Here is a 19628-nt window from a genome sequence, read left to right as displayed (position 1 = left end):
AGGCCGGAGATGTTTCCACCCCCGGCCTGTCATTCGATATTGAGGGCTTTAGAAACCCTTGCGAACGGTCAAACCAAATGTCCGGGGCTGACCGACCCGGAAAGCGGTTCGCGCGCGCCCACCGCGCTCCCGGTCAAAGGACAGCAGCGCGTTTTCATCAAAGACATTCTTCACATAGATTGTCACATCCAGCTGATTGTCGAGCTTGACCCCGGCGCTGAGATTGACCAGCTCATAGGACGGCAGTTTCAGATCGATAACCGTTGCATCATTGCCGGTAGCACCGCCAAATGGCAGTCCGGAGACAAAGGAACGCGGATTATCAACCTGGTCGCTTGGCTGTGTGAACCGGCTTCCGACATGCTGTGCGGATGCACTGATAAAGGCTTCACCCGGACCGATTGGCCAGCTGTAGGTCGCATCACCGGATATCTGGAATTTCGGTACCGAGGGAAGCCGGTTGCCGTCTTCCACACCGCCCAACACATTACCGGCGCCGTCCACGACGGTAGAGTCAAATTCGGCTTCCAATATGGAACCGGATAGGCCGATATCCAATCCAGTGAGCACTTCTGCCGACAATTCCCATTCCAGACCAAGCGTATGGGCCTCTGGCACGTTGAAGGTAATCCGCGAAGAACAGGACCCAGCATCCAGCGTCACCTGCAAATCGCTGATATCGGTGTAGAAGGCCGCCGCGTTGAAGGTAATCCCGCCGGTCTGTGCTTTGACCCCGACCTCATAGTTCCATAGCGATTCATCATCATAATCCTGGAAGGAACCGAAGATGGCCGCATCTTGCGGTGAACATAGCGGAATATTCAGCGGATCATTCACACCGCCAAGCCTGAAGCCTTGTGATGCTTGTGCATTGACCGAAATATCATCGGTTATGTCATAGTTGATCAGCAAACGCGGCGTGAAACCATCGGACGATGTCACATCGACAACGCCGCTATCTCCATTGGCGAACAAACCGCCCGTGGTGATCATACGGGTTTCTTCGAAATCATAATAGCGCCCACCGGCCGTTATGGTCAGACTGTCGGTGAGATCGAAACTGGCTTCCGCAAAGGCTGCAAATTGTTCGATATCATAGTCCAGATCTGAGTTGAACGGTGAGTCAGCTCCAAATCCGTTTGCGACAGCTGCTGATGTTCCAGCACCCAAGGTTGCATCGGTCGCCGCATCATAGCCGGGTGTTGGCAGGCGTTGGCGATATTCACGTGTAACCGACGAATAGAAACCGCCCACGACCCATTGGAACCGACTGTCATTATTGGAGGAGAACCGGACCTCTTGGGAGATTTGTGACAGATCAGTCGTGTCTCGCAGATTGGAAGGCAGCAATACCGCAGCATCCGGAAAGCCAAGGTCAACTGATACCGAGCCGGTCAATGCACTCGCATCACGGCTGACCAATATTTCACGATCCGTATAGCTGGTAACAGCTGTGAAGTTTACAGTGCCCAAATCCGCATTGAACGTCAGATCGGCAATCATCGTCTGATCTTCGAAAGCTTCGTCCAACAACAAATATTGCTGCCGCTCACCCAGTTGAATGTCAGGCCGCGTGGTTGTGAACGGATTGGCGAACAGGTTGAACACTTCCTGGCGGTTGAAACCATCGGACTTGATTTCCTGGTAAACAATCCGCGGCGTGATGGTCATGCCTTCGACCGGTTGCAGCGTCAGCGCCAAACGGCCGCCATAACGCTCACCGCTATTCACGTCGTCCTCTGACGCGCCGCCTTCGCCCAATGCCTCAATAAAGCCGCCAAATTGCGTATAATAACCAACCGCACGTAGCGCGAGTTTATCTTCGATCAGTGGAACGTTGAACGCACCTTTCACACTGTAACCCAGATCATCGCCGTCAACGAGGTTGATATCGCCCTCGGCAACACCTTCAAGCTCATTCAAATTGGGTTGATTGGTGATGTAACGAATGGTGCCGCCGATAGAACCGGAACCAAATAACGTGCCTTGCGGACCACGCAATGTTTCCACGCGATTGAGGTCAAACAGGTCAAGATCCGGCGTAAACAGGGACAGCGAAATGACGGATTCATCCAGATAGACTCCGACCTGCTCTTTCACGCCGGGCTGGTCGCGAACAATCTGTCCCGCCGATACGCCGCGAATAGCGACCTGACTTTGACCGGGCCCCAGATTTTGGATGGATAGGCCCGCGACATTGCGCGAGATATCTTCCAGCGTAGCAGCTCCACTTTTTTGGATATCCGCCGCTGTCTGGGCATTGATGGAAAATGGAATATCTTGAAGATTGGCGTCCCGTTTCGTGGCCGTGACAATGATGATGTTATCATCCGCCTCTGCTGCTTCCTCCGCATCTTGCGCCCATGCAGGCTGTGACGCCATGGCAAAAGCCAATGCGGACAGACTTGCAAATTTTACTGATTTCATAGCTAAACCCTCTCGATATGTTCTGTTGTGATGACCTTTATGGTCAAATTCACAACCGAGGCTCTTTGGCCCACAACCACATTAAAATCGGGTTTTACATTTATGGGAAGGCCAAACTCTCGTTTGCCCTAGTATTTTTGACAGGGACCCATTTTCTGTGACGAATTGGTCACAGATCGGACCTATTTCGCCGATTTGGACAAAAAAAAGGGCCGGGGTGTTTTCACACCACCGGCCATAAAGTTGTTGTTCTCAGGAGGAACAAGTTGAGGTGCCGACCCCGGTATTATGGGAGGAGAAAGGTCGGCACCAAGCTGGTTAACCCTTGGCAAATTCTGGATAGGCTTCGACACCGACTTCGGTGATGTCCATACCCAGTCGCTCGTCTTCCTCAGAAGGCCGAACGCCAATGGTGAATTTCAAAATCGTCCAGACGATAGCGCTAAGCACAAAGGTGAAGGCGCCAATCGCCACTACACCCAAGGCCTGTACGCCAAGCTGTTGCGCAACGGTCAGGGTCACGCCGTCCACTTCCGACTGGGTGTTCCAGGCAACGATCAGCGTGCCCCAGATACCGGCCAGAAGGTGAACGGGAATAGCGCCCACAACATCGTCAATTTTTAGCTTGTCGAGCAGCGGAACCGCGAACACAACAATCAGGCCGCCAACGCTACCGATAAGGATAGACGCTGGAACAGACGGTGTGAGCGGTTCTGCCGTGATCGAGACCAGGCCAGCCAGTGCGCCGTTCAGCGCCATGGTGACATCTATCTTCTTGTAGAGGATCTGGGTCAGAACGATCGCGGTTACCACGCCGCCGGCTGCTGCCATATTGGTATTCACGAAGATCTTGGAAACGTCACTGACATCGCCAACCGTACCCATGGCAAGCTGTGACGCGCCGTTAAATCCGAACCAACCGAGCCACAGGATGAATGTACCCAATGTCGCCAAGGGGATATTGGAACCCGGCATCACCGTGATCTTGCCATTGACATAACGTCCGAGACGGGGGCCGATGATAAGTGCGCCAGCCAGGGCAGCCCAGCCGCCAACAGAGTGCACCAGTGTCGAACCGGCAAAGTCACTGAAGCCGCGCTGATCGAGCCAACCTGTGCCCCATTCCCAGCTACCCGTGATGGGATAGAGGAAACCGGTCAGGATCGCGACAAAGATCATGAAAGGCCAGAATTTCACGCGCTCGGCAATTGTGCCTGACACGATGGATGCGGTCGTCGCACAGAAAACCATTTGGAAGAACCAGTCAGATGCGACGGAATAGCCGGTATCGACATCGGCTTCGCCGACCGCCTGCATACCATACGGGCCAAAGCTGCCGATCCAGCTGGTAACGTCTGTATACATCAGATTATAGCCGGTGACCCAGAACATGATGCCAGCGAGTGAATAGAGGCCGATATTTTTCAGGCACTGCATGGAGACGTTTTTCGAGCGTACCAGCCCCGCCTCCAGCATCGCAAAGCCAGCGGCCATCCACATGACCAGGAAACCGCCGATCAGGAACAGCAGCGTGTTGAAAATATAAGCGACATTGGCGCTCGGGTCCGCCACTTCGGCCGCTTCCTGCGCCAACACAGGTGATGCCATCCCGATGGCCATCAATCCCGCAGATAAGGTAAGAATTTTTCTCATTATTGTAATTCCCTGTTTAGATCGCGGTATCGCCGGTTTCACCGGTGCGAATTCGGACCGCGTTGTCCAAGCCCATGACGAAAATTTTGCCATCACCAATGGACTCCGTGCCGGCCGTGTTTTGAATGGCTTCAACGGCTTGCGCAGCGAGTTCACTGCTGCATGCAATTTCCAGCTTCACTTTCGGAACCATGTTGGTTGTATATTCGGCGCCGCGATAAACCTCGGTCTGACCCTTTTGACGACCGAAGCCTTTGACTTCCGATACGGTCATGCCGGCAATCCCGACTTCGGTCAGCGCGTCTCGCACATCGTCGAGCTTGAATGGCTTTATTATGGCAATGATAAATTTCATTATGCCCCCTTCTTTGTTACCGGCGAATAACGTCGCAAAGGGTGTGCCAGAATCACAAGTAATTGAATCACATGGAAAAAATTGATTCTAATTTCTAAACAAAGAGTAAATTTTGTGCAGTGCGGCAGGATTGCCTAATTTTTAGGCAGCGCCTTTTTCCATCCGTTCAAGAATGTCAGGAATGATCGCTGCAGTCTCCCGGCGGCCTATTTCGATCAGTTCATCGGCCTTGGTAAAATTCTGCATATCAATATGGCCAACAGGTGGCGACAGGGCAAAATCCGGGGGATCAAGCGCCAGGGAATAGCGCCCCAGATTGCGGAGGGACAGACCAATAGAAGCTTTCACAATGGCAATGCTATTGGGATATTTTCCATCGTCCCGGCTGATCCCGGCCATTTCGGCACGGTTGACGAAATCATCTTGCAAATTGACCGACAGGCACAGCGCATCGGGTGCCATTTCCCTTGCCGGAGAAACCGGTACTGGCAAGGCCGCACCGCCATCCACCAGCAACCGGCCATCATATTCCACAGGTTTAAAAATACCGGGCAGAGACATGGAAGCGCGAACCGCCGGTACCAGCTTGCCACTATTCATGATGATTGTGTCACCGGTCTTGAGATCGGCGGCGACCGCAGCGACCGGAATGGACAGATCGGCAAAGGTCAGGCTGCCCAGCTGTTCGTCCAGCTCTTTCTCAATCGTCCGCGCACCCATGACCGCGCCGCGTTTGAAATGCGGGTCCATGAAGCGGATCAGGGTCCGCAAGCTGGCCGTGCGTGCCGTTTCCTCAAGATAATCGAGTTTCCCAGCCGCAAAGCTGGCACCCGTAATCGCTCCGATCGATGTGCCTGAGATAGCGGCAATTTCAATCGGCGAATCCTCCAGCGCGCGCAGCACACCAATATGGGTCCAGCCCAGACCAGCGCCGCCGCCAAGAGCCAGCGACAACTTCATAACGCCACGTCCTCAGCCAATATGGCTTTGGCTTCGTCCAAATCTTCTTTGAGCACCATGACCCGAGCCGGCAAGGCAATCCCTGCCCCTTCGACAATGTTCACACCGCTGTCGAAGCAAACCGCGCCGATGCCGGCCGCTTCGAGCCGCCCCCGGATGATCTCCGCTTCATAACCATGCATATGGCGAGACAGTTCAACGAGACTCATTGGCTTTAGCCATCGCCGCCAAAATAACGGTCGGTCGCGCGCGTCGGCAGGCCATCAATGCTCTGTACCCGGCCAGCGGTCTTTTCCATCCATTTATCCGGATCGGATTGCCGGTGATATTTGACCAAGGTTTCGCGCTCTGACTTCAATTCCATCTGCGGTACGCCCCAGCCGCAACTGGTCTGCACATTGTCCACTGCGATATCGAATATCTGCCGCGTGCCTGGTAATATTTCGAAATGCGCCGCCAGCTCATCCCACCCCTCATCCTGCGGCAGGACCGGCTTCCCGGTGCCGTAAAGCCGCATGATCAGCGCCGGATTGGCGAAATTGTTGAACATGATTGTCACCCGGCCATCAGCAATCAGATGCGCGTGGGTTTCATTGCCGGAACCGGCAAGGTCAAGATAAGCAACCCGCTTCGGCCCCAAAACCCGAAAGGCATCATAGCCCTTGGGCGATAGATTGATCCGCGCATCCGGGGCCGCAGTCGCGACGAAAAATATCGGCTGCTTTGCGATAAACGCTGTGTGATCTTCCTTCAGTGCGTCAAAAAATTCGGCCATATTTTCTTTCCCGTTCAGTTGAACTGTCGCCCTAAAACCAGCATCCATATCAAAGCTGCGGCCCCGTGAATCAATATCACCGGCCAAAGCGACCGCGAAACAATGCGGATATGCGACAAGATAATACCAAAAATCAGCATGGCAAAGCAAAAGGAAGGCATCGCAAGCGCATCATTCCATTTGGTTTGGTTGATCGTCGCGTAAACGGGATAGAAAGATGCAAAAGCAATAGTGGCCAGCCAAGCGCCCCAGCGCGGACTGAACTTTGCAAGGGCGGATAACAAAACACCACGAAACACCAGTTCGGCGGGAATGGCGGAAATCAAGAACGCGACAAATATGGCCATAACCGCTTCTTGCCAGAGATCCACCGGATACCAATAAGCCCATCCGCCCAAAAATCCGATAAACCCTACAATGGCAAGCACCGGTATGGCGAGGCGCAAAGCCGCTATCCATTGCCCGGCATCCGGCCAGGTTTTGAGCGCAGTCCATGTTTCCTGAAATATGATCCGCACAGCGCCTGCTCTACCAACTGGCCCCTTCGTCAATCGCGACCTGTTCATCCGGACGGGTTTCTCGGCCCAGCACTTTGTTGCGGTGCGGGAAGCGCCCAAATTTGACGATAACATCGCGATGCGCCTTGGCATATTTGATGTTGTTTTCGATACCCAATGCAGTGAACAGCCCGAGCGACCGCGTCTGATCTTCCAGATCCTCGCTATGCATGAACGGCATATATAAGAACACGCGCTGATCTTCCGTCAGCTGCTCATCCAGCTGCCGATCAATGGCAGCCTTGGCAATTTGCAGCGCGAGATGGTCGGTGGCAAAGGCTTCTGCACTGTTCCGGAATATGTTTCGCGGAAATTGATCAAACAATATTATCGCTGCAAGAGCCGCTTCTGCGGTACTCAAAAAATCTGTCGCAACCTTTGTCTTTTGCTCTTCCCAAAGTTCGGCAAAGCGTTCTATTATCTGCTCATCAACCTTTGCAACGGAACCGAACCAGTCATCCGGACCCAACTCCTCAAACCAGAAATGAATGATTTCGGCTGACCAATTGTCGGCCATCAAGCAGCAGTGCCCCCAACGGTCAATCCATCTACCAGTAACGTCGGCTGCCCAACGCCGGCTGGCACTGACTGCCCGCCCTTACCGCACACGCCAATGCCTTCGTCCAGGGCCATATCATTGCCGATACCGGTCACTTTGGTCAGCGCGGTCGGACCATCACCAATCAGCGTCGCGCCTTTTATGGGTGCGCCCAATTTGCCGTTTTCGATTTTATAAGCCTCGGTACAGGAGAAGACGAACTTGCCGGAGACAATGTCCACCTGTCCGCCGCCGAAGCTCTTGGCATAGATGCCGTTTTTCACGCGGCCCATAAGCTCGTCCGGATCATCCTTGCCGCCCCGCATGAACGTGTTGGTCATCCGCGGCATCGGCGCATGAGCATAGCTTTCACGGCGACCATTGCCGGTTGCCGGAACACCCATCAGGCGCGCGTTGAGCCGATCCTGCATATAGCATTTGAGGATACCATCCTCGATCAGGACATTTTCCTGCGTCGGCGTGCCTTCGTCATCAATGCTCAGCGATCCGCGCCGTTCGTTGATCGAACCGTCATCGACAACCGTTACACCAGGCGCGGCTACCCGCTCGCCAATTCGGCCGGAAAAGGCGCTTGTGCCCTTGCGGTTGAAATCGCCTTCGAGGCCGTGACCTATGGCTTCGTGCAGAATGATGCCGGGCCAGCCAGGGCCAAGCAAAACGGTCTGTTCACCGGCAGGCGCATCGACGCTCTCAAGATTGACCAACGCCTGGTTCAACGCTTCATCAACAGCCCGGTTCCAGCGTGCTTCCTCAAATAGCTGGTCGTAAAGATAACGTCCGCCCATACCGAAGCTGCCGGTTTCGCGGCGCCCATTTTGTTCTGCGACAATGGAAACATTGAGCCGCACCAGAGGCCGCACATCGGTAGCCACGAATCCATCAGGACGGACAATCTCGACCACGCTCCAACTGCCGGACAGCCCAACAGAAACCTGCGCCACACGCGGATCACGGGCACGGGCAGCGGCGTCAATTTCTTGACACAGAGCGACTTTTTTCGCGAACGGAATGGCTTCTAACGGGTTGGCTTCGCCATAAAGATGCTGGTTGGATCCACGTGGCGGTGGGGCCGGATCACCCTTGGCAGGATCAAGCAGTTGCAGCGTTTGCGCCGCGCGCTTGATCGCCGCTTCGCTAATTTCGTTACTGTGCGAAAAACCGGTCATCTCGCCCGATACACCGCGCAGGCCAAAGCCGCTATCGGTGCTGTAATCGGCGGTTTTCAATCGCCCATCATCAAAGCCAAAGCTTTCTACCGCACTATATTGCAGGTAAAGTTCCCCATCATCACAGGCAGAAAGGCTACCCGAAACAAGGGCCTTGGCCCGTTCGGGATCCAAGCCATCAGGGCGATAAAGAAACGAGCGAGGGTCAATATTTTTCATCATTTCTTATATATAGAAACGAAATCGGGGCTGCGCACCCCCTTAAGTCAGATTATTCGCTGACAGATGCTTCAGCTGCGACGTCGGCAGGTCCACCGATCAATATGAAACGACGATCGCAATAGCCGCAATCGACATAGCCTTTTTCATCTATTTCCAGCCAGACACGGGGATGACCAAGCGCTGCACCACCCGGAATGTCGGATGCGCCATCACAGGCATTGCGCTTTTTTGATGTTCTTGCGGTTTCAGGTGTGTCGTTCATGACGCGGAATTAGCAACAGTGACCCGCCAGCGCAATATATTACGGTCGGCGAACCGGTTGATTTTATCAGAGATAATCAACCGTCATGATGAAACTACCCGTATAGTCGCCATCCAGCTGGTTGGCGTTAACATTCAACCGGCCACCAACAGTGAGCTGGTAAATGCCGAGCGTGCCCAAAAGGCCGCGCACGAATGTACTGAAATTCCGATTGCCATTACCAATAGCCATTTGGTCGATCAGCATGCTGTCCGAGCCATTGGTATGGGTGATGGTTGTCGTTCCGGGGATCGATATTTCAACAATCTGGTTTGGACCACCATAGATGATGAAATTGGCGCGGTTATTGGCGCCAGCGGCCGTTGTGACGCCGCCTGTCGTGCTCCGATTACCATTGCGCGTGTCGATAAACACGGTGCCAGCTGTGGCGCTCGGGATAATGCTCCCGAATTCCAGGTCGGCAATATTGACGACGGAAAGCGGGCCGATGGTTACGGCTCTTGCGTCAGCGTCTGCATCCTGCGCCAAAGCCGCCGGTGCACTGGTCATCCCGATAAGGACGATAAGCAAGCCGCCGATCAAGCGCGGTATAATCTGGTCTCTGGTCTTCATAATCTACTCACTACCCACAAAAGTCTAAACAACGCCCAATTTTCAAGGTTAATCCCCATTAACCCTTGGGCTTTCCTATTTATTCACTGATAATCAATCGTCACTTCAAAGGTGCCGCGATATGTACCCGCGGCCTGATTTGGTCCTATTCGCAACCGGCCTCCGACAAAATATGTAGCTTGGCCGGCAGCATCCAAAATCTGATCGCGCAAGCCTCCGCTGTTACCGAGCCAAAAATTATCAACCCGCATCGTCTCTGACCCGCCATCTCGGACGATATTAATGCTATTTTGTGAACGCCTTATATTCGCTTGCGCAAAGGGGGTTCCGGTCGCGGTAAACGAAGCACGGCTCTGTGCACCACCGATCGAAACCGCATCGCCGCTAAGCTGGATCAGATTGCCAGTGACAGCGTGCATACGAAAATTGCTATTTGCCGTGCCGGCAATAAAATCACCGAAAAGCAAGTCGCTATTTTTAACGACTGTGATACTTCGACTGACCGATGCCATTGTATCTGCGGACTGCGCATTTGCAGCCGAAGCGGCCACCAACGAGCACAGCGCAGGCAATAGCATTGCTGCACGCGCAAAACCGGGCTTTAACGCCCTTTTCTGGTCCCCAATTTGTTCCACATTGCCATTACTAGCGGCAAGACAAGAAAGATAAGTTTAACATCGTGCCTAAAATTTCGTTAAATGCTGTCACATTCTGTATCATTGGCGGCGCAAAGCCTTTGATTGTAGGAGACAAGATGGTTATGCGTCTGCCATGACCGAAGCTGCAATATCCATCGAAAATCTCTCCAAAACCTATCAAGGCGGCAAAAAAGCGCTGGATGGTGTCACTTTTGATGTAAAACGTGGCGAGATTTTTGGGCTTTTGGGCCCCAATGGTGCCGGCAAATCCACCCTTATCAACATATTGTCGGGCATGGTTAGCAAGACCAGCGGTTCGGCCAATATCTGGGGCTTTGATATTGATGCAGATCACCGCAATGCCAAAGCGTCCATCGGCATCGTGCCACAGGAAATAATGTTTGATCCGTTTTTCACGCCTGCAGAGTCTCTGGAGGTCGTGGCGGGACTTTACGGGATAAAGAAGTCGGAACGCCGGACGATGGAATTGCTCCGCGCCGTACATCTGGATGACAAGGCCAATGCCTATTCCCGCACGCTATCTGGCGGCATGAAACGCCGCCTTCTGGTGGCGAAGGCCATGGTCCACTCCCCGCCGATACTCGTGCTGGATGAACCAACGGCAGGCGTGGATATCGAGCTGCGGCAACAGCTCTGGGAATATGTCGAGCAGCTCAACAAATCGGGCGTCACCATCGTACTGACCACCCATTATCTTGAGGAGGCGGAAAATCTCTGTGACCGAATTGCGATTATCAACCATGGCAAGTTAATCGCGCTGAAAACGACTCCAGAACTGGTCAACATGGCGCGAGAGAAGCTGGTTGAGCTGACTTTGGACCGTGATGTTTCCCAAGAATCCGATGCGGTGACTTTCGCTGATGACCTGTTTCTCAAGGCCGAAATTGTTGGACCGCGCACGGTTGCCGTTACTTATAACAAGGATCACACCAATGCAGGCGGCGTGATGCAAGCGGTTCAAAAACGCGGCTATGAGATTGTCGATGTCACGACCAAGGAAGCCGATCTGGAAGATGTGTTCTTGAACCTGACACGCAAAGCGGCATGAGTCATTTCGACGTCATTATCGTCGGTTCCGGTGCAGCGGGACTGAGCGCGGCAATCACGTTGGCGCGAACCCACAAGGTGCTGGTGCTTGCCAAAGGGGATCTTGCCGGCGGGTCAACAGCCTGGGCACAGGGCGGTATTGCTGCGGTATTGGATGCTGGCGATACGTTTGAGAATCATATCAATGACACCATGGTTGCAGGCGCCGGGTTGAACCGGCGAGAAACCGTTGAGTTTGTGGTTGAAAACGCGCCAGCCGCGATTGAGCGGTTGGAAGAAATGGGCGTTCCGTTCAACAAGGAAGCTGAGGTTCTACATCTCACCCGCGAAGGGGGGCATAGCCACCGGCGCATCGTCCATGTCGATGATGCCACTGGTTGGGCGGTACAGGAAGCGCTGCAAAAGACCGCTGCGGCTCACCCTAATATTACCCTGCAACCCCATATGGTTGCGATTGACCTGATTGCCGATCGGCATGCCGAAACACCAACTGGCGCCAATAACGTGTGGGGTGTCTATGCGCTCAACAACGCGAATGGGCGCGTGGAAACACTGACATCACGCGCCACCATCATGGCCAGCGGCGGCGCCGGCCGGACTTATCTTTTCTCTACTGCACCGCGCAGCGCAACCGGTGATGGCATCGCTATGGCCTGGCGCGCGGGCGCGCGGGTTTCCAATATGGAAATGATGCAGTTTCACCCGACCTGCCTCTATAATCTCGAAGTCAAAAATTTCCTGATCACAGAGGCGGTGCGCGGCGAAGGTGGTCATTTGAAGTTACCGCCCCACAAAAACGGCAATGTGGATGAAGGCGGCGAACGTTTCATGGATCGCTTTGATCCAGAGCGTATGGAGCTAGCCCCCCGCGATATCGTTGCCCGCGCCAATGACCATGAGATCAAGCGGCTTGGCCTCGACTATGTCCATCTTGATATCTCGCACCGGGATCCTGAATTCGTGAAACATCATTTCCCGAATATCTACGAGAAACTGATCGGTCTGGGCATTGATATGACCAAGGAGCCGATACCTGTGGTGCCGGCCCAGCACTATACTTGCGGCGGCATTTTGATCGACCTCAATGGGCGCACCGATCTCCCCGGTCTTTATGCGGCAGGTGAAGCCAGTGAAAGCGGACTGCATGGCGCCAACCGGCTGGCCTCAAACAGCCTGCTGGAATGTTTCGTTTTCGGCGATGCAGCAGCACGCGATATCGCGACTCACTGGGACGATATGCCAGAGCCACCGGCCATTCGCCCGTGGGATGAAAGCCGAGTCACCGATAGTGACGAAGAAGTTGTCATCAAACAAACATGGACCGAGATACGCCGGTTCATGTGGAACTATGTTGGTATCGTCCGCACCACCAAACGCCTCGAACGCGCTCAGCATCGCATCGATCTACTACGCGAGGAAGTAGAAGAATATTACGGCCATTTCCGAGTCACGCAGGATTTGATCGAGCTACGCAACCTTATCGAAGTTGCGGACCTGATCGTAAAATCGGCCCTTGCCAGGAAAGAAAGCCGGGGGCTGCACTATATTGCCGATTATCCGGAACTGTTGCCGGAAGCAGTAGACACGGTTTTAAAGCCGTAAAATATCAGTTGGATACCTAACTTCCCAATATTCCCAATATGAGTAGACTGCCAACAAGCTATTCTGCCGGCACGGTTTCCATAGCTTGATCGACTTCTCTTTTCCTTCCCCGCGATGAGACAAACGCAAAGGCGAAAGAAGCAACCAACAATGAAATATTGATCGCTATCAATATTCCTTGTGCGGCCGCCTCAGATGTCAGCGCGCTGGGAAAGTGCAACAGTGCCGTCAGAGCCAACAGCAAGGCGATGAGCAGATATTGATGACGCACCATTTTCAGAGGCTGTTTTGCGAAATAGATTGCCGCTAGTCCTGCCGCCCAAATTGCGAAAAAAACAACCTCAAGCGGAACAGTAATATTGGCTGCGACAAAAAGAGCCGTGCCCGCCAGACCAAGCGACAAGCCCGTCGTCATCCCGCGCCAAGCAGCCTCAGAATTGGGCTTCGGCTGCCCTTGCTGCATCTTGCGCTTGAACCAGATCATCATGCCTGTGCTTGTGATGTAGGTGAGCGCCAGCGACAGGACAAAATAGAAAATCTTGATCGGATAGCCGCCAAAGGTCCCGTAATGGAGTGGCTGCACCATGCCGAAAGCTCTTGCTCCGGCGGGACTTCCGCTACCGCCCAGCTTTTCAAGAAACGCACCATCATTGCGGTAAATTTCGGACGTTCTCGCAGACAATATCCCGTCTTCATAAAAGGCAATTGTTGTCGTCTCTCCACTGCTCTTGGGGTTACCCGCCACCAAAAGCGAGAAGGTCCGGCCTTCACCCTGTGATCTCACCAACATTTTTTCATAGTCTGGAGAGGTCGTCATGGGTGGGGCATTTTCAATAGCTTGCGGACCCTGTATGACCTGAATGGCAGCCTCTTGATCACCTTCAAAAGCCACCATTGCTAGCGCGGCGACGGTAATTCCTGCAACGCCCAGAAATGCTCCGGTGAAAGTGATGATCAGATGGAACGGCAAGCCCCATACGCTGAGCCGATTGTGGACATCTGTCCAAGCGATCCTGGCATTGCGTTTCATGCGCATTTTGAACGCGTCTTTAAAAATCGTTGGATGCGCAAAAATGCCAGATAGGATCAGTGTAAACATCACCACACCTAAAAGACCGACCAGATAGCGACCCCATGGCCGGGGCAGGTGCAACATCGTATGAAGATCTTCGATGACATGGGCAAAGGGCGCTTTCACTTCTTGACCAAGCGCGCCAGTTGCCGGATCGGCAACCCAATCGGTGCTGATTAAATCGGACTTCTGATCCTTGCGCTCATTCAGCCGGACCGTGAGATAGGGCTTAAACTCATCCGGTGCATAGGCGATGATGTTCAATATCTCATGGCCCGGTTTCAATTGCGCTTCAGCATTTTTCGCGGCGGCTGATACCGCTGCAGGACTGGTTTGGTATGATGCAGGAACATCCGGCGTTTCCCACAATGAGATTTCTGCAACAAATAATGTCAGCGCACCGGACAAGCTCACGATGTAGATCAATGCTGCAAAGGCCAAGCCCAAAACCGAATGGGAATCAATCATTCGCCGAACGAATGGACTGTTGCTGCCTTCGGTTTCAGTCGGATTGAGATTGGGTGCATCAGTCATAGCAGAAAATATCCCAGAGCTGAGACAGCGGTTATCAACACCGGCATATAGGCAACGCGCCAAAGACTCTCATCGACCGTTGCATGCAGCGCGCCAATCGACCAGAAAAGCGGTGTCAAAAGCCCGCCGGTAAATAGTCTTGTTATCTCTATCGCCCAAGGCTTGGTTGCGACGATAAGGCTAAGTGCCAACGCCGCGACAAGATAAAGTGGTCCGGCCGAAAAGAGGCGCAGCGCCAGTCTCGCTTTTGATCCTGATGGCGGGTTCGGCATTTTTTTAAGGCGCGATGGCACCCGCTCATGCCCTACATCCTTCGTTGTGACGAACGGATAAAGGATCAATGCATAGGCCGCGACCGAGATGGTCGTGAGTGCCCATGTCAGGCCAAGTTCCAATCCCAGGCCGTTTGATATCAGCCAAATTGAAAGCGCAAAAAACAACAGGCCAAACACGAGCCAAACGAGTTTGCCGTTCGTCTCGCTCGCCTGCCTCAAACTCAATATGCTGAGCGATTGTACAGCAATTCCGCCGACTATCCACACGACTCGTCCCCTCGGTTCATCGAACACCGGGATAATATTCAACTTCACACTTGTAAATGAGAATCATTATTATTAAAGGCAGGCTTTGTTATTGCGAGTCATTCGCATTGATGGCGGTTGCAATGGGGGTTTCGGTGAAAATATCTATGGTCTGTCGAACGTCTTTTACCGCGCTTGCTTTGGCAACGGCGCATTCTTCTATCGCTCAGGCCGCGGAAGTTTCGGATGAAACCCAATTGGAAACGGCCAGCGAACAGGACGACAATATCATTGTCGTAACGGGCCAGAAGTTTGAACAGTCACTGCAAGATGTGACATCGAGCGTGAGTGTGACAACAGCCGAAGATATCACCCGAGAGCCCATTACCGATCTTTATGACATTGTGGACCGCATTCCCAATGTTACCTCGTCTTTCGGCGGCGCCGGCTTTGCTATCCGCGGCATCGATCAGCGCGGTATTGCCGGTGGCGGTGCCACGCTGACTATTTATGTCGACGATTCCCCATTGGATAACCAGACTACATTCTTCGGACCTTTAGATAGCTGGGATCTGGGTCAAGTCGAAGTTTATCGCGGCCCTCAATCGACCAATTTCGGGCGCAACGCTCTGGCGGGGGCGATATATGTGCGTACACAGGACCCGACTTACGAATGGGATGTGCGCGCTCGCGGTGAGATTGGTAATAATGGCCAGCTTCAGATTGCAGGCGCCTTTGGCGGACCGATTGTGGAAGACAGTTTCGCCTTCCGCGTATCAGCCAATTATCGCGAGAGCGATGGCTTTATTTTCAACACCTTTTTAGATGAACAGGCCGATGCAACGGAGCTGAAAACCGTTCGCCTCAAATTGCTGATGGAACCGGCGGATGAATTGAAAATTATTACGACCAGTTCCTATACCGAAAATTTCGCTGGAGAGGATAATGTCAATCCTGTCAGCGGGCGGCAAGCTGACGGCAGTTTTGATCCCGGAAGTGTTATACGCGAAGTGGCTTATGATTTCGCCGGTCTGGAAGGAACCGACACTTTTATCCAATCGATTAATGTGAGCCTTGGGCTTGTGGATGGCCTCGATTTACAATCGATCAGCACCTATCAAGACACACATTATGTCAGACGCGAAGACTTTGATGGTTCACCGGCCTCACTCGGTTTTCTGAACCGAGAGGGAACCGACGAAACAATCTCTCAAGAAGTGCGGCTGAAATATCAATCTGACCGGTTCAAGGCCCTGCTCGGTTTTTACTATTTCGACAATAATAATGTCTTTGACGACGATTTCGTTATCTCAGCAGCCGTTTTGGGGCCGATATTCCCGGCAAGTATTCTCATCAGCCGATCAGCGATCAACACTGTCGAAACGCGCAATTATGCTGTCTTCACAGATGGTGAATTTGCTCTGACAGATACGATCGATCTGCTTTTTGGCCTGCGTTACGATAATGAGAAAACCGACACATTGGCAGTTGCGACAACGGCAATTGCCAACCCGCCATTGCCAGCGCTTCCGCCCTTTGTAGAGCAAATACTCGTGAGCCAGGCCGGCACCTCCATCCAGGGGGTGGGCGCCAAATTCGAGGCATGGTTGCCGAAAGGCGGCATTCGTTGGTCACCCAATGACGACTTCAATCTGTCATTTGTGGCCCAGCGGGCCTATCGCGCTGGCGGTGCCCAGATTTTCGTCGTTGATGGAAGCATCAACGAATTTGAGCCCGAGTATCTCTGGAACTATGAGCTGGCCATGCGCAGCACCTGGCTCGATGGACGGCTGAAGTGGAATGCAAATATCTATTATTCCGACTGGTCGGATCAGCAAGTCAGCATACCTGTTCCACAGTTTCCGACATTTGGGCTGACCCAAAATGCAGGAAGTTCGACGCTTTATGGCGTCGAGACCGACATCAGCTTTAACATAACTCCAGAACTCGAGATCTATGGTGGTTTGGGATATTCCTTCACCGAATTTGATGATTTCCCCAATGGTAATTTTGATCCAGCAGTACCCGAAAGTGAAGCCAACCAGGCAAATTTTGCTGGCAATCGATTCCCGTTTGCCCCGCGCTGGTCGGCCAACGCTGGTATCGCGTATAATAGCGCTTTCGGTTTGTTTGGCGGTGTGGACGCCAATTTCCAGTCAAAAACCTTCCAAGACAATGAGAATTTTGACTCGAACTATTTCGGTGATCGAATCCTAGTTAATGCGCGCATTGGTTACGAGTTTGCTGAAGGCGTCCGGCTAAGTGGTTATGTGCGCAATCTATTTGACGAGCAATATTTTACGTCGCTCAGCGTGAACGCACCGGGAGATGAATTTTCCAGATTGGGCGCAGAGCGAACCTTTGCACTGCGGCTTGATCTAGATTTTTAAGGAATTGGCATCACTCCACTATCGTGCAGCGCCGCCAGCGCTTCCGACTACCTTCTCGCTGGCCTTGTTTTTCTCCAACTCCTTGGGATCAAACCATACGGGTTTCAGCTTCTTGTCCACAAATAGCTGCATCTGATCAGTATAGTGCGGACTGTTAGGACGCGTCGTCGCAGCTCCGAACGGCTGGATGGACCGGGACGTAACGCCGCCATCCTTGTCCCACTCAACAAACATGACGAAGCTGTCACCATGACGAACGGACAGGCGGCCGTCATCATCTATATCCCAGAGAGTCGATGCGCGGATCGTGTCATTGCCACCATCAATCGGCAGGTCGACATCCCCTTGCCGTAGGCGAAGCACCTCGAGCATCGGCGGATCGATACGATCGAAATATTGGTTCAGATGATCGACTGTCTCTTGCAATATTTCTCGTGGATCCGGCACCTCGCCGCGCTGGTAATGTGCTTTGTTCGCTGGACGTAAAACTTTAAGAGCCAGTGCGTCCGCCTGGCCCTTGCCATCCAGATCCCAGTCCCATTTGGCGAGCAATGCTTGGGCCTTGGCCAGTTCCGGATCGTCGCTCAGGTCCAGCGCTGCAATCTTGTCGAGCCAGTCTTTGGCATAGCCGGCCTGCACATAGGCCGTATCATATTTGATCCGGCGGATTTCTGCTTCACCGATCTTGCCATTGGCTTCGAGCAGTTCAATGGACCGGCGTGAGCGGTTGGTCTGGTCATCTTCAATGCCCATTAGCGGCGAAAAATTGTCGGGATCCAGTTCATCACCAGGGCCGGCCGCAACATAAGGCGTGTTATTCGCATTCATGACATAGCCGGAGCCTGGATTGATTAGAGCCGGAACCCGCGTAAACGGCAATGTATTCTGCCACACCGCCTTTGGATTATCGCCCGGCAACACCGTCCGCCAGTCAAAACCGGGCGCGCGGTCAGGGAACATGGCGTTATAGAACATGCCGATATTACCTTTGGCATCCGCATAGATGAAATTGGTCGCCGGTACACCCTGCCCCGCCATGGCCGTTTGCCATTCATCAAAATCCTGCGCCTTATTGATCCGGTAATATTGGGTCAGCATGTCAAGCTGATCCATGCCGGCATAGCGCAGCGCATAGGCGCCATTGCCGTTCATGATCACTGGCCCATGGACAGACCGATAAATCATCTGCGGATAGGGAATGACAAAGGGGCCATATTTGATTTTCAGCCAAACGCGCTTTTTCTCCAGCGGCAACCATTCACCATCATATTTATAGGCATTGCCCTTTTCATTCAGCGAGAGCTTATAGACATCGATAAGGTCAGGCCGATTGACGGTGTTGGTCCAGCCCAGATTTTTGTTGTGCCCAAGAAACGGAAACGGTGATCCCGGGAAATTAGCGCCAGCAAAGTCCCAGCCTTCTTCGCTATGTACAACCAGTTCATACCACGCGACATTACCGCGCAGAGGCTGGTGGGAATTGGAAATCAGCCTGGTCTTGTCATCGGTCGAACGCTCCGGTGCAATGGCATAGGCGTTTGACCCATTTTCATCTGGATCCGGTCCTACCGGCGTAATGATCTTGTCCTCACTAAGCGGGTGCACAGTCCGGTTTTCAATCGGCACGGCCAGACTGGGACCGCCTTCCCGGCGCAACGGTTTGCCCTCAGTTAGCGCCTGTATCGGGCCATTAAGACCAAAGAAGAACGGTGAGCGCAGGGCGAAACCGGCGGCAATATCGCGGCCATTGACCGGAAACAGCTTTGATAGAGTAACTTCATCCGGATGTTCCTCGGCATAAGCGTTCAAGCCCGAAGCATAGCCGTCCAGCACCGCGCGGACATCCTCGGGCAGATCGTCATATTTACGCTTCACTGTGCCATCGACATCCAGCAGTGCCGCAACAAAATCAATCGGCGCGCCGTCCGCTCCGTTCAGTGTGGCGAGGCGTCCGCGGGTCATCGCCGTCACCTCTTGCAGGGTCATGAAGTCATCCTCGGCATGGGCATAGGCAACGCCGTAGGCGACATCGGCATCGGTCTTGCCGAAAATATGCGGCACGCCAAAATTGTCGCGAACAATGCGCGCCTTATAGTCTTTCTCGGGTGGCGGTGACACGGGTGAAATGCTCATCGGCTCCCAAACGGCCAGCGCGACGGCGACCAGCAAAATCAGGATCAATAACCCCATTCCAATCCGCTTGATCGCCTTCATTTCATTTCCTTTTTCTATGACAACCGACCTTGCCCTTCCAT

The 19628-nt window shown here is 53.3% G+C and carries 18 protein-coding genes; 3 read left to right on the top strand and 15 right to left on the bottom strand.

What is annotated here, in order from left to right; translation table 11 throughout:
- Positions 1-48 precede the first annotated feature (48 nt).
- The 12 genes from BS29_RS03675 to BS29_RS03620 form a co-directional block, all read right to left on the bottom strand.
- On the bottom strand, positions 49-2427 hold the full coding sequence (locus tag BS29_RS03675) for a TonB-dependent receptor (RefSeq protein ID WP_229955869.1): 2379 nt from the start codon (positions 2425-2427) through the stop codon (positions 49-51).
- Positions 2428-2745: 318 nt separating this feature from the next.
- Positions 2746-4080 (bottom strand): ammonium transporter, encoded by a 1335-nt coding sequence (locus BS29_RS03670; RefSeq protein WP_229955868.1) that lies wholly within the window; start codon positions 4078-4080, stop codon positions 2746-2748.
- 16 nt (positions 4081-4096) lie between these two features.
- On the bottom strand, positions 4097-4435 hold the full coding sequence (locus BS29_RS03665) for a P-II family nitrogen regulator (RefSeq protein WP_229955867.1): 339 nt from the start codon (positions 4433-4435) through the stop codon (positions 4097-4099).
- A gap of 141 nt (positions 4436-4576) precedes the next feature.
- The gene (locus BS29_RS17510; RefSeq protein ID WP_326838492.1) at positions 4577-5395 is read right to left on the bottom strand and encodes a patatin-like phospholipase family protein; all 819 of its coding nucleotides are present in this window, start codon (positions 5393-5395) and stop codon (positions 4577-4579) included.
- The gene (locus BS29_RS03655; protein WP_229955866.1) at positions 5392-5604 is read right to left on the bottom strand and encodes a putative signal transducing protein; all 213 of its coding nucleotides are present in this window, start codon (positions 5602-5604) and stop codon (positions 5392-5394) included. The genes BS29_RS17510 and BS29_RS03655 overlap by 4 nt, the downstream gene beginning before the upstream one ends.
- 5 nt (positions 5605-5609) lie before the next feature.
- Complete coding sequence (locus BS29_RS03650) at positions 5610-6170, bottom strand: pyridoxamine 5'-phosphate oxidase family protein (protein WP_229955865.1); 561 nt, start codon at positions 6168-6170, stop codon at positions 5610-5612.
- Between the two features lie 14 nt (positions 6171-6184).
- Positions 6185-6736, bottom strand: coding sequence for a CPBP family glutamic-type intramembrane protease (locus BS29_RS03645; protein ID WP_229955864.1), 552 nt, complete (start codon positions 6734-6736; stop codon positions 6185-6187).
- Positions 6699-7244 carry a DUF924 family protein gene (locus BS29_RS03640; RefSeq protein WP_229955863.1) on the bottom strand — a complete coding sequence of 182 codons (546 nt, stop codon included), beginning with the start codon at positions 7242-7244 and terminating at the stop codon, positions 6699-6701. The genes BS29_RS03645 and BS29_RS03640 overlap by 38 nt, the downstream gene beginning before the upstream one ends.
- A complete protein-coding gene (gene tldD / locus BS29_RS03635; protein WP_229955862.1) occupies positions 7244-8674 on the bottom strand; it encodes a metalloprotease TldD in 1431 nt (476 codons plus the stop codon). The genes BS29_RS03640 and tldD overlap by 1 nt, the downstream gene beginning before the upstream one ends.
- A 49-nt stretch (positions 8675-8723) precedes the next feature.
- Entirely contained in the window at positions 8724-8936 is a 213-nt protein-coding gene (locus BS29_RS03630; RefSeq protein ID WP_229955861.1) for a zinc-finger domain-containing protein, read from the bottom strand.
- A 66-nt stretch (positions 8937-9002) separates the two neighbouring features.
- Positions 9003-9548, bottom strand: coding sequence for a DUF4402 domain-containing protein (locus BS29_RS03625; protein WP_229955860.1), 546 nt, complete (start codon positions 9546-9548; stop codon positions 9003-9005).
- Positions 9549-9631: 83 nt separating this feature from the next.
- Positions 9632-10183 carry a DUF4402 domain-containing protein gene (locus tag BS29_RS03620; protein ID WP_229955859.1) on the bottom strand — a complete coding sequence of 184 codons (552 nt, stop codon included), beginning with the start codon at positions 10181-10183 and terminating at the stop codon, positions 9632-9634.
- Positions 10184-10319: 136 nt separating this feature from the next.
- On the opposite strand from BS29_RS03620, the gene BS29_RS03615 reads away from it, so the two are divergent.
- Complete coding sequence (locus BS29_RS03615; protein ID WP_229955858.1) at positions 10320-11255, top strand: ABC transporter ATP-binding protein; 936 nt, start codon at positions 10320-10322, stop codon at positions 11253-11255.
- Complete coding sequence (gene nadB, locus BS29_RS03610; protein ID WP_229955857.1) at positions 11252-12856, top strand: L-aspartate oxidase; 1605 nt, start codon at positions 11252-11254, stop codon at positions 12854-12856. The genes BS29_RS03615 and nadB overlap by 4 nt, the downstream gene beginning before the upstream one ends.
- Positions 12857-12914: 58 nt before the next feature.
- Here the strand turns inward: nadB and BS29_RS03605 are convergent, their stop codons facing one another.
- Positions 12915-14462 carry a PepSY-associated TM helix domain-containing protein gene (locus tag BS29_RS03605; RefSeq protein ID WP_229955856.1) on the bottom strand — a complete coding sequence of 516 codons (1548 nt, stop codon included), beginning with the start codon at positions 14460-14462 and terminating at the stop codon, positions 12915-12917.
- Positions 14459-15004, bottom strand: coding sequence for a hypothetical protein (locus BS29_RS03600; RefSeq protein ID WP_229955855.1), 546 nt, complete (start codon positions 15002-15004; stop codon positions 14459-14461). Before BS29_RS03600 ends, BS29_RS03605 begins: the two co-directional genes overlap by 4 nt.
- Before the next feature lie 134 nt (positions 15005-15138).
- Between BS29_RS03600 and BS29_RS03595 the strand changes: the two genes are divergently transcribed.
- Complete coding sequence (locus tag BS29_RS03595; protein WP_229955854.1) at positions 15139-17373, top strand: TonB-dependent receptor; 2235 nt, start codon at positions 15139-15141, stop codon at positions 17371-17373.
- Between the two features lie 18 nt (positions 17374-17391).
- Here the strand turns inward: BS29_RS03595 and BS29_RS03590 are convergent, their stop codons facing one another.
- On the bottom strand, positions 17392-19587 hold the full coding sequence (locus tag BS29_RS03590) for an acylase (protein WP_229955853.1): 2196 nt from the start codon (positions 19585-19587) through the stop codon (positions 17392-17394).
- Positions 19588-19628: the final 41 nt, after the last annotated feature.

The organism is Parasphingorhabdus litoris DSM 22379, from assembly GCF_020906275.1.
GTDB classification, from domain to species: Bacteria; Pseudomonadota; Alphaproteobacteria; order Sphingomonadales; family Sphingomonadaceae; genus Parasphingorhabdus; species Parasphingorhabdus litoris.
This window is presented reverse-complemented; position numbering and strand designations above follow the sequence as displayed.

Excerpts from the sequence above, each read along its gene's own strand:
- BS29_RS03675 (WP_229955869.1), bottom strand. The coding sequence starts at position 2,427 with ATGAAATCAGTAAAATTTGCAAGTCTGTCCGCATTGGCTTTTGCCATG.
- BS29_RS03670 (WP_229955868.1), bottom strand. The coding sequence starts at position 4,080 with ATGAGAAAAATTCTTACCTTATCTGCGGGATTGATGGCCATCGGGATG.
- BS29_RS03665 (WP_229955867.1), bottom strand. The coding sequence starts at position 4,435 with ATGAAATTTATCATTGCCATAATAAAGCCATTCAAGCTCGACGATGTG.
- BS29_RS17510 (WP_326838492.1), bottom strand. The coding sequence starts at position 5,395 with ATGAAGTTGTCGCTGGCTCTTGGCGGCGGCGCTGGTCTGGGCTGGACC.
- BS29_RS03655 (WP_229955866.1), bottom strand. The coding sequence starts at position 5,604 with ATGAGTCTCGTTGAACTGTCTCGCCATATGCATGGTTATGAAGCGGAG.
- BS29_RS03650 (WP_229955865.1), bottom strand. The coding sequence starts at position 6,170 with ATGGCCGAATTTTTTGACGCACTGAAGGAAGATCACACAGCGTTTATC.
- BS29_RS03645 (WP_229955864.1), bottom strand. The coding sequence starts at position 6,736 with ATGAACAGGTCGCGATTGACGAAGGGGCCAGTTGGTAGAGCAGGCGCT.
- BS29_RS03640 (WP_229955863.1), bottom strand. The coding sequence starts at position 7,244 with ATGGCCGACAATTGGTCAGCCGAAATCATTCATTTCTGGTTTGAGGAG.
- tldD (WP_229955862.1), bottom strand. The coding sequence starts at position 8,674 with ATGATGAAAAATATTGACCCTCGCTCGTTTCTTTATCGCCCTGATGGC.
- BS29_RS03630 (WP_229955861.1), bottom strand. The coding sequence starts at position 8,936 with ATGAACGACACACCTGAAACCGCAAGAACATCAAAAAAGCGCAATGCC.
- BS29_RS03625 (WP_229955860.1), bottom strand. The coding sequence starts at position 9,548 with ATGAAGACCAGAGACCAGATTATACCGCGCTTGATCGGCGGCTTGCTT.
- BS29_RS03615 (WP_229955858.1), top strand. The coding sequence starts at position 10,320 with ATGACCGAAGCTGCAATATCCATCGAAAATCTCTCCAAAACCTATCAA.
- nadB (WP_229955857.1), top strand. The coding sequence starts at position 11,252 with ATGAGTCATTTCGACGTCATTATCGTCGGTTCCGGTGCAGCGGGACTG.
- BS29_RS03605 (WP_229955856.1), bottom strand. The coding sequence starts at position 14,462 with ATGACTGATGCACCCAATCTCAATCCGACTGAAACCGAAGGCAGCAAC.
- BS29_RS03590 (WP_229955853.1), bottom strand. The coding sequence starts at position 19,587 with ATGAAGGCGATCAAGCGGATTGGAATGGGGTTATTGATCCTGATTTTG.